Genomic DNA, 9,379 nt, shown 5'->3' on the forward strand with positions numbered 1-9,379 from the left:
TCAGTTGGCTGGGCTAGGTTCAGTGCTTAAGTTGAATCGGTTTGGTGTTGTAAGTGGTTCGGCAACCCAAAGCTGGGCTGATGGAGAGCTTAATCAGTTTAATAATCAGAACTTTAATGGAAATAAAAACCTCAAGGGAAATCAATACACGCTCGGTTATAGCTATAATCAACAACGCTTTGGATTTAGTCTCAATCATACTCAGCGCGATCAGGACTATTATGATCTTTCACGTTTGCAATATACAGATTTGATTTCAGCCAACAGTCATAAAAGTTTGGTTGCCAATACTTATTTTGCTACAGAAAAGTCGGGTACTTTTGGGGTGGCATATATCCGAACCAAGAGCCGTGACATTGAAAATAAACTGATGAACCTGTCTTGGGCACCGGTATTACCGTCCTATCTGCGTGGTGCGACAGTATCGTTAAGTGCCAATCGGGATTTTGTGGAAAAAGAGTGGAGTGCAGCATTTCAGTTGTCGGTTCCATTTTCTAAGAGCAGATCCACAGCCAATCTAGGTTATAGCCAACAATCCAGTGGTGATTATTCTTATATCAACTATAACCGTAGTGCACCGTTGGATGGTGGTGTTGGTGTTGATTTAACTCGACGTTTTAATGAAAACAGTGATGATTTTAATCAGGCACGCTTCAGCTACCGTAACCAATATTTTAATACGGATGTCGGCATGTCAGGTAGCAATGACTACAACTATTGGTTTGGCCTGTCAGGTTCGGTGGTGTTGATGTCAGGTCATGTCTTTGCTGCCAATCGATTGGGTGAGTCGTTTGCTTTGATTGATACCAACAAAATTGCAGATGTTCCTGTGCATTATGAAAACAGCTTGGTGGGTCGTAGTAACGCGAAGGGCTATGTATTTGTACCGTCAGTGACACCTTATTACGCGGCTAAATACAGTATTAACCCGATTGATTTACCTTCAAACTTTAATGCAACCCAAGTTGAAAATCGGATTGCGGCAAAACGAGGCTCGGGTGTTGTGATTGGCTTCCCAATCAAACAGTCTTATGCAGCCAATGTATCTTTAGTGCAAAGCAATGGGCAAGCGATTCCAGTGGGTGCGGTGGTACATCGTGCCGATCAAGAATCGAGTTATGTGGGGATGGACGGGATTGGGGTCACAATTAAGGTGATGGGCTCCANGTGATTGGCTTCCCAATCAAACAGTCTTATGCAGCCAATGTATCTTTAGTGCAAAGCAATGGGCAAGCGATTCCAGTGGGTGCGGTGGTACATCGTGCGGATCAAGAATCGAGTTATGTGGGGATGGATGGGATTGCTTATCTTGAGGATTTAGGTGCAGAAAATAGCATTCGGGTGCAACTGCCAGATCAGAGCGTATGTGAAGCAAACTTTTCGTTGGATTTAAAACAAGCGCAAAAACAAATTGCTGTGATTAAGTCAGTTGTTTGTCGTGAGGTGGCTAAACCATGATTACTTTAAAAAAAATAATACCCGCAGGTCTATTATTCTCTGGATTAATATTGATTGCTGCTCAGAGCTATGCAGATTGTAGTGTTAACTCAAGTGGTAATGTTTCTATTGCCAAAATTTCTTCAATCACATTAAATGAAAGCGGTGTGCAGTCTACCCAGTTCAGTTCAGGTTTAGCTTGTAGGGGGTTTAGTTTAGCTGCTTTAAATACGACTTATTTGAAATATCGGGTCGACCAGATGCCTGTAAACTATATCAATAGTGTCACTGGTGAACGTCTAACTGTGAATTATTTGGATACCAATAATAATCCAATTAATGTGGGGCAAGAAAGAGATATGAGTAGTTTTACGATTATCAATTTTTTTACTGGGGCAGATGGCTCACTACCATTTTATGCTCGAATTAATCCAGGACAAGCTGTGTCGCCTGGGATATACAAAGCCGAAACATCATTTAATGTGAGGTGGTATTACTCTGTACCTGCTATTGCTGTACTTGGTATAGGATTCTATTATAGCAGTCCAGGTTTTAGTCGGGGATTTTTGGGATCAGGTTTTAAATGGGGAAGTGGGAGTGATTCCTCAATAAATTTGAGTATTGAAGTCTTAGCAGACTGCCGTATTGCGACCAATGATGTCAACTTTGGGACTGCCCCCTTTGCATCGGAATTTAAACCTGTTCAAACTTCTATGGGTATACGTTGCTCTGTAAAAACTCCTTATAAAGTGAGCTTGAATAATGGTCTCTATCCACAAAATGGGAATCAACGTGCGATGAAGTCTAGTAATAGCAATAATTATTTAAATTATGAAATTTATAAAAACGCAACCGCTGAACGTTGGGGTAGTAATGGAAGTGAGAGTTGGTCAAGTGCAAATGCAACCACCAATGCTGGTATTTATGATGCGAAAACTCAGCAAGGTTATGCTTTCACAACAAAAGTTCTGGAAACAAATTCACTGAGTCTGCCTGCTGGTAAATATAGTGATACTATAACTGTACAGGTTGAATTTTAAAGATACGTCTACTATGACATCATGATGTTAAATTATTTAACATCATGATGTCACATAAAATTAATAGCTAAAATTTAAATATTTTATATCAATAATTTTGAGGAAAGCTAGTAGTTATACTTAATGTAATTGTAGTACTGAATATAATTGGAAATATTAAATTATTAATTTTATTTTTTCTAAATTTTTTTTAAAATTATATGTAAATCCACTATAATATAAGAAATTATTCAATTTTATCACACTTGCATGTTCCATACATGTTGTATAAAAAAAGTGAAGGTGAATCTGTTAAATAAACTTCAGCTTGATCTATAAAATAAGTATCATTATTATTTGTGTCTATAATAGTTAAATACTTATTTTGTCTACTAGATACAATACCATGAATAGTTTTTTCTACACGATCAAATTTTTTGTTGTACATTGAAATATGGAAAAAAATATGTGATCCAACTTTTATTCTCCATTTTGATGTTGTTTTTAATAATCCACATTGTTTACATGTCCATTTTTTTGATTTAAATGAAATATTAGCTTTGAACATTAAATTTGTCCTTAATGATTTTTTAATTTAAAAATAAATATCTAAGAAATTTTTTGATTTACATAATTCCTCTAGAAGCCAGTTTTTAAAAACTAATTTTCTATAGTCTTCTTCAAATGGAGAAGATGATAAAAGATAGTATGAAGATCCATCGTGAAATGGTGTTGTGATAGGTTCTACTTTATGATTTTTTAATTCATTCTCTATCATGTATCCAGATGCAATTGTTGCACCTAAACCTGATAAACAGGCTTCAATACATAAATAGAAATGATCTAGTTTTTTATATTCAAGACAGATTATTTTCTCTCTAATATGACTTATTTTTAATAAATTCTGCCACAAGTTTGGTCTAGAAGTTGAAATTAAAATATTATTCCCAATTTGCGATGGGTTTTGAATAAAAAACATTATTTCATTAATTAATTTAACTATATATATATATTCTTTACAATCAGTGTCATCTCTACTGATTGCCAAGTCTACCTCTTTAAAATTAATTGTATTATTAATTGTTTTAATTTTAATTTTGAATGAATGATTCTGGTTGTTAAAATCATTTAATCTTGGTATTAGCCATTTCATACTAAAGGTTGATTTGCAAGCAATCACTAATTCATTTAATTCATTTTCTCGATTATTTAATTTTATTAGGCAGCTATCAATTTCATGGAAAATAATTTCACAACAGTTTTGCAAAAGAATTCCTTCTTCAGTAATATCTAAAACATTACCTTTTCGAATAAAAAGGGCTGTGTTTAAATTATCTTCTAGGTTTTTAATTTGGCGACTTACAGCCCCTTGTGTAACATTAAGTTTTTCTGAAGCAAGAGTTACACTCTTATATATTGCTACATAATAGAAAAACTTAAATGAATTTAAGGAGATTCTTTTTTTTGGCATATAAGTCCTTTTTGATTAAACTAGCTAGTAATTAATATTTGGTTTATTAATATTATCTAATTAATTTTTTTTTTACAATAAAGCTTATATGATTATTAATCATTTAAATTGATGAGAAAATGTAATGAATTTATATTTAAATAATATTTTTTATTTTTCTAATCTAAATTAATTTTTTTTAAGCTAACATTTTGTTAAATAATGTTTTTTATTTTTATCTAAAATAAAAGTCTGTAAAAAAAAATTAACTTGTGATTAATATGATTATTGGTTTTTGGTGGTTTTTGATTTTTTAAAAAAATAATTTAAATTTTTATAATAGACCGTATAGGGAAGTGTAAAATGGTTTTTAATTTGAGAATAAAATATGAATATTTGATGATCAAAAGTTTATTTGGCATTTCACTTCCTTTATTTTCTATAAATTTTGAGTATTTCAAAAGTGGCAGAAAGTACTAATAAGAAATCATTTTTCCACATTCACTGATCCAATAAGATTAACTACTATCAACTTTGAATTAGTTACGTCCATATCGAACTATCTGCTGACTATGGATTAGCTGAAAGTAACGTGTATTGATACATTTAAAAAATATACTTGTTCAATCTCGCGATTCGTTTTACCAAAATGAAATTAAGAGGTCAAAATGATGACTTCATGCTGATTGTTGTCATGGAATAACAAATAGTACGTCTTAAAAAATAGAAAAATTACTATAGTAGGAAAAATATGCATACACTAGACTTCTTTCATAACTCACTTTTTACTCAGTTCTAAATTATAAATWCCTGCAATCAAATTGAACCTTAAGCCAAGTCTTTTCCCTCTATTTCGATAACGCTCTGCAAGGATTTTGAAAGTCTTTAATGTTCCAAATACATGCTCAATCCCTATTCTTCTTTTATTAATTTCTCGATTATATGTTTTTAGCAAAGGATCTATCTAATTCACAACGTTTTTTAGCCTTGCAMGGTAACAGGCTATTGGGATATATAGCATAAATCCCTTGGTAACCTTTATCTGCAAGAATAAATGAATTTKTTGGAACTAAATGCAGATTGCGTTTGAACAGTTCAAAGTCATGTACAGCGCCTTTGCTCATGCATAAACTTAATATTTGCTGAGTTTTACAATGAATGATCGTTTGTACCTTAAAGGTATGAGCCTTTTTCTTACCACTATAGCTTTTCTTCTGTTTTTTTAGGTCTTTGAATTGGAATTTCTGTAGCATCTACGATCACAACATACCAGTCTATACCTTCACCTTTGGGGATGTCTTCAAATAAATAAGCAGTGAACAATTAATTCTAATAAAAAGGTTAAAGAAAATGGAATTAACTCAAGAACTAAAAATGAACAATAAGGATGTAAACCGTCGTTGAATTCCAATTGAACCTCTAAATACAATACTGAAAGTATTTCGTATTCTTAGTGAGTAATGAAAATAAAAAGAAAATTTTTAACTTAAGAATAAATTTAATTTTTGAACTGTTATTAAATAATTTGTTATAAACTATTTTTTTTGACTGGCTTCATTTTTAGGTTGAAAATTCCTCTCAACACATAATAATTGATACTGTTCAGATTAGTCTTTATGAAACTAATTTTTCAAAATATAAATAATATTAAATATTGGAATGTTAAATCACACATTTTAATAGTGTTTAATTTTATATTTTATTGCAAAAATATATTAATCTTGTTGTTTAATACCAAACCGATGAAAAAAATTATGTTGAGTCAATTGCATTTCTTTTATTAACCAATCTCTAAAAATAATTTTTCGACTATCTTCTTCAATTGGAGTAGGAGAGAGTAGGTAGTAAGCTGAATCATCAAAATGTAGATATTTTTCAACTTGAATAAAATCATGTTTTAATTCATTTTCAATCATAAATCCAGACACAATTGTTTGCCCTAAACCAGATAAACATGCTTCAATACATAAATAAAAATGATCTAACTCTATTATGTTAAGTTTTGAAATTTCAGAATATTCTTTAATTAAGTAATTTTTAAATTTTGGACGAGATGTACTTAATAATAAATTTGAAGAGTTTTGCTGATTCGAGTTTACTATACACATAAATTCATCTATTATTTTTGTAATAAAAATATGATGATTCCATGTGAAATCATTTCTTCGAATAGCAAGATCAATATTTTGTGTTTGAAAATCTAATGGACCACCACCTGTTAAAAGAGTAATTTCAAATCCAAGGCTTAGTTCATTAAATTTCACCAGTCTAGGGATTAACCATTTCATTGAAATTGTCGGTTCACAAGAAATGGTTAAGTTATTATTTTTGTATTTTTTTTGGCTAATATTAACAAGACAATTATCTAGTTGGAAAAAAACATGTTGACAGCAATCTAACAGAATTTTTCCTTCAGGAGTTAGAATTAAGGTTTTATTCTTTCTTTCAAAGAGGGTGATATTCAAAAGATCTTCTAAATTTTTGATTTGTCGACTTACAGCGCTTTGTGTTACAAAAACACGTTTAGCTGCTATGGTTATACTTCCTTCAATAGCAACATAATAGAAAAACTTTAATGAATTAAGAGATATCCTTTCTATCATATTAAAATCCTTGAAATTCACAATTTGTTCTATATATTTTATCATCATATTTAATAAGTGTCGATTTATTTATATTGAGCATATATGAACATAGTGATGAAAAAACTTATATATCAAATTCCATTTTATTCCAAAATGAGTAAACTTTCATCGAAAACCTTGTAAGCTAATTTTTAATAAAAATGCTAATTTTTCTAAAATTAATTATTTTTATCAGTCTTGTTTTATCATACTAGAGAGCTAGAACATACTCATAGAGCTTCTGAAGATAATTGATTTTTATAGACTGACCAATCACTGAAATTAGAACAGAAATCTTGTGTAATAATAATTCGACTTTTTGATCAATAGATTTTAAAGTGTTTCTTCAAGTTTTTGCTCATACGTTCTTTTGAATAAAGCGGTTTAAGACATGTCTGAAAGCATACCGCCACCACCAGGTCCTTGAAAAACTTAACCTAATGAATGTGTATCTGTCTGAATTAATAATAAATCAATCGTTGGTTTTGATGATAATTGGACTCGATGCTCCTTTTCCGCTTTCATGCGTTCTTTTGGAATAATCCAGACCTTAGATTCAAAATCAATTTCTTGTCATGTGGCTCCAAAGATTTCACTGGATCGGCAAACTGTCAAAATTGAAAATTCAAGTGCTTTGGGAGAAATGGCTGTCTGAGGTAGGCAAATTACAGGTATTTACATTTAATATCAGCTTATCACTATTAGGATGATTACTACAAAACCGACTATTTTTAGAATGGACCCTCTAGACTTATTTATTCTTAGCTGAATTTGAGAAAATTAATCAAAACTTTTTATATTCAAGTGTTTAAGATTATATTTGTTCATTTACATGTATTTGTATTTAGCAATACGTACCTTTTAACAATATTAGCAATTTATTCTTAGTTAAGAAAGTGGTTCTATTCTTTGAATAGCATTCATCTCATGTCGAACTAGACTAATACGTTCATAAATCACTTTTCGCATTCTGTTTATTGCACCAAGCGGCTTATGTTCAGAGAGAGTATGCCATGGTGTAAAAGAAAGGTTTTCACAAAACTTATTTTGATCAGGAGTATCAAAAACTTGTTTAGAAATATGAATAGTTGCAACCTTGTGAAATGGGGCTTGGCTTTCTTTCCATTCAGTCATGGAGTCTTCGACTGACATGGTATTTAATGTTCGAGGTTGTATTAAAAATTCCATGCAAGCATCATTTTTTTGTAAGCTACTTTTGAGTGCCTCTCTTAAAAAATCATGATTAGCTGTAAATGGAATAGCGTCTTTAAGTGAAGAACATGGTTGTGTTGAATACTTGACGACTTCACGACTGGAGCCTATTCCCAACTGGTACGGAACCATAGACCAATATCTAGTTTGTAAAGGGTTTGAAATTTTGTTTCTAGAATTTATAGCAATCCAAGATCCTTTAGCTCCTAATGCGAACGGGATATGAATTTTTTTAAAAAAACTCTCACTATTAATATCTTGTATTAAAGACATATAGCGATCAGGATCATTCACAAAAAAGACAGGATGATTGATCATAATAAAATCCTGAGTGGATACTTCATTATTTAAAAGTTTTGTTCCTGAGACTCCTAAAATTTTTATCGCTATACCTCGAGCATCTCTTTTATTGTCTGCTTTTGTAGCATCACGAGACCCATTAGAAAAGCGGATCCATGCTTGATATGTCTTTCTTGGAATAAAAATACCTTGAGCTAGATTCTTAGGAAGAGTGTCATTAATTTTGAATTCTGCTCGTATACAACCATGAGCTTTAGGGTGTGCATCCCGAAGGGCTATCCCTATTGTATATTGTTTTCGAATTGATGTCTCAACTAAGTCTGCAACTTTTACAGCTATAGATTCTTCATTTGGATAGAGTTGTTCACCTAAGCTAGGATCTATATTTGGGTAAGTAATATTGTTTGGAGAATTAAGCACAAAAGGTAATGTATCGGCATTTAAATTAGTACAAATAGTGATAACTATCAGAGATTGTAACAGCCTTTTTAAGGTTAAAGGCCATATTTTATTTTTCATTTATTGTCTCCAGGCATATAGCAAGTATAATTCTAAATTTTCTGAATAGATAGGAACTTCTTTTAATTCATTAAACACACAAAATAAATATAAAAATGTATGAGTTTTTTAATATTATTCAGATTTTTTTAATTGAAATACTTTTAAGCTTTAAATATTCCAATGTAAATGATCCTGAATTCTGATTGGGTTTATTTTAAATTTTGAGTATGTTTTTTATAAATGTTCTGTTTACTATTAAATGAAAAAAATCTATCAAAGCTTCTGACTTAAGTGGCAGAAGCTTTGATTTTATGATACTTATCTTTTACAGATAAATGCAAAACACAGTCCAATTTCGTATTCAATTTTTTCTTGAATAATATTGTATTTTATATTAAATGTCCAATACGTCATGTTCTTCTACATTTAGGCAAATGAATTGATCAAATGTTGCCTTTGAATTTTGTATAAATTCATCAGCCATAGCATTCACGTGTAAAAAACTTTCATGATGAACTTCTTTGAATAAAGATAATAAATCAGCATTATTGTCGGAAGTACAACTTAGTTTAAAGTCATTCAATTCTACATCGAGCTCTAAACGTATCTGATCAAGAAAATGCTCACGTGTTGCCTTATTATTTACAGCATAAAATGATTGGTTTTGTTCATAATTCCCTTTATGAAAGATCATTTCATAAATTTTCATTTCAAGTCTTACCTATTCAATTTTTATATTTTAAAATCAAAATAATAGTGTTTTACTCTGCAATAAAACAATGTAATTTGGCTTTTTACTGACACTTTTACTAATTCAAACTTTTATAGATTCAAAA

The 9,379-nt window shown here is 30.8% G+C and carries 9 protein-coding genes and 1 pseudogene; 3 read left to right on the forward strand and 7 right to left on the reverse strand.

Annotation, left to right across the window (positions count from 1 at the left end; all coding sequences use genetic code 11):
- The 3 genes and pseudogenes from ASC84_RS13980 to ASC84_RS13990 form a co-directional block, all read left to right on the forward strand.
- A partial coding sequence (locus ASC84_RS13980) for a fimbria/pilus outer membrane usher protein (RefSeq protein ID WP_155860348.1) occupies nt 1–1,166 on the forward strand: 1,166 nt, incomplete at both ends.
- 1 nt (nt 1,167) lies between these two features.
- Nucleotides 1,168–1,458, forward strand: a pseudogene (locus tag ASC84_RS13985) (FimD/PapC C-terminal domain-containing protein); the annotation flags it as partial.
- A complete protein-coding gene (locus ASC84_RS13990) occupies nt 1,455–2,477 on the forward strand; it encodes a spore coat U domain-containing protein (RefSeq protein ID WP_056515763.1) in 1,023 nt (340 codons plus the stop codon). The pseudogene ASC84_RS13985 and the gene ASC84_RS13990, both read left to right, overlap by 4 nt.
- Before the next feature lie 226 nt (nt 2,478–2,703).
- Here the strand turns inward: ASC84_RS13990 and ASC84_RS13995 are convergent, their stop codons facing one another.
- The 7 genes from ASC84_RS13995 to ASC84_RS14020 form a co-directional block, all read right to left on the reverse strand.
- Nucleotides 2,704–3,024, reverse strand: coding sequence for a hypothetical protein (locus ASC84_RS13995; RefSeq protein WP_056515764.1), 321 nt, complete (start codon nt 3,022–3,024; stop codon nt 2,704–2,706).
- Between the two features lie 27 nt (nt 3,025–3,051).
- On the reverse strand, nt 3,052–3,927 hold the full coding sequence (locus ASC84_RS14000; protein WP_056515765.1) for a LysR family transcriptional regulator: 876 nt from the start codon (nt 3,925–3,927) through the stop codon (nt 3,052–3,054).
- Between the two features lie 757 nt (nt 3,928–4,684).
- Nucleotides 4,685–4,861 carry a transposase gene (locus ASC84_RS23605; RefSeq protein WP_162242537.1) on the reverse strand — a complete coding sequence of 59 codons (177 nt, stop codon included), beginning with the start codon at nt 4,859–4,861 and terminating at the stop codon, nt 4,685–4,687.
- Complete coding sequence (locus ASC84_RS14005) at nt 4,845–5,159, reverse strand: transposase (RefSeq protein WP_155860347.1); 315 nt, start codon at nt 5,157–5,159, stop codon at nt 4,845–4,847. Before ASC84_RS14005 ends, ASC84_RS23605 begins: the two co-directional genes overlap by 17 nt.
- 462 nt (nt 5,160–5,621) lie before the next feature.
- The gene (locus ASC84_RS14010; RefSeq protein WP_056515766.1) at nt 5,622–6,509 is read right to left on the reverse strand and encodes a LysR family transcriptional regulator; all 888 of its coding nucleotides are present in this window, start codon (nt 6,507–6,509) and stop codon (nt 5,622–5,624) included.
- 909 nt (nt 6,510–7,418) lie between these two features.
- On the reverse strand, nt 7,419–8,561 hold the full coding sequence (locus ASC84_RS14015; RefSeq protein WP_056515767.1) for a catalase family protein: 1,143 nt from the start codon (nt 8,559–8,561) through the stop codon (nt 7,419–7,421).
- Between the two features lie 376 nt (nt 8,562–8,937).
- Nucleotides 8,938–9,252, reverse strand: a complete 315-nt coding sequence (locus ASC84_RS14020; protein ID WP_056515772.1) for a hypothetical protein — start codon at nt 9,250–9,252, stop codon at nt 8,938–8,940.
- Between the last annotated feature and the right edge of the window lie 127 nt (nt 9,253–9,379).

The organism is Acinetobacter sp. Root1280, assembly GCF_001425285.1.
Taxonomy (GTDB): Bacteria; Pseudomonadota; Gammaproteobacteria; order Pseudomonadales; family Moraxellaceae; genus Acinetobacter; species Acinetobacter guillouiae.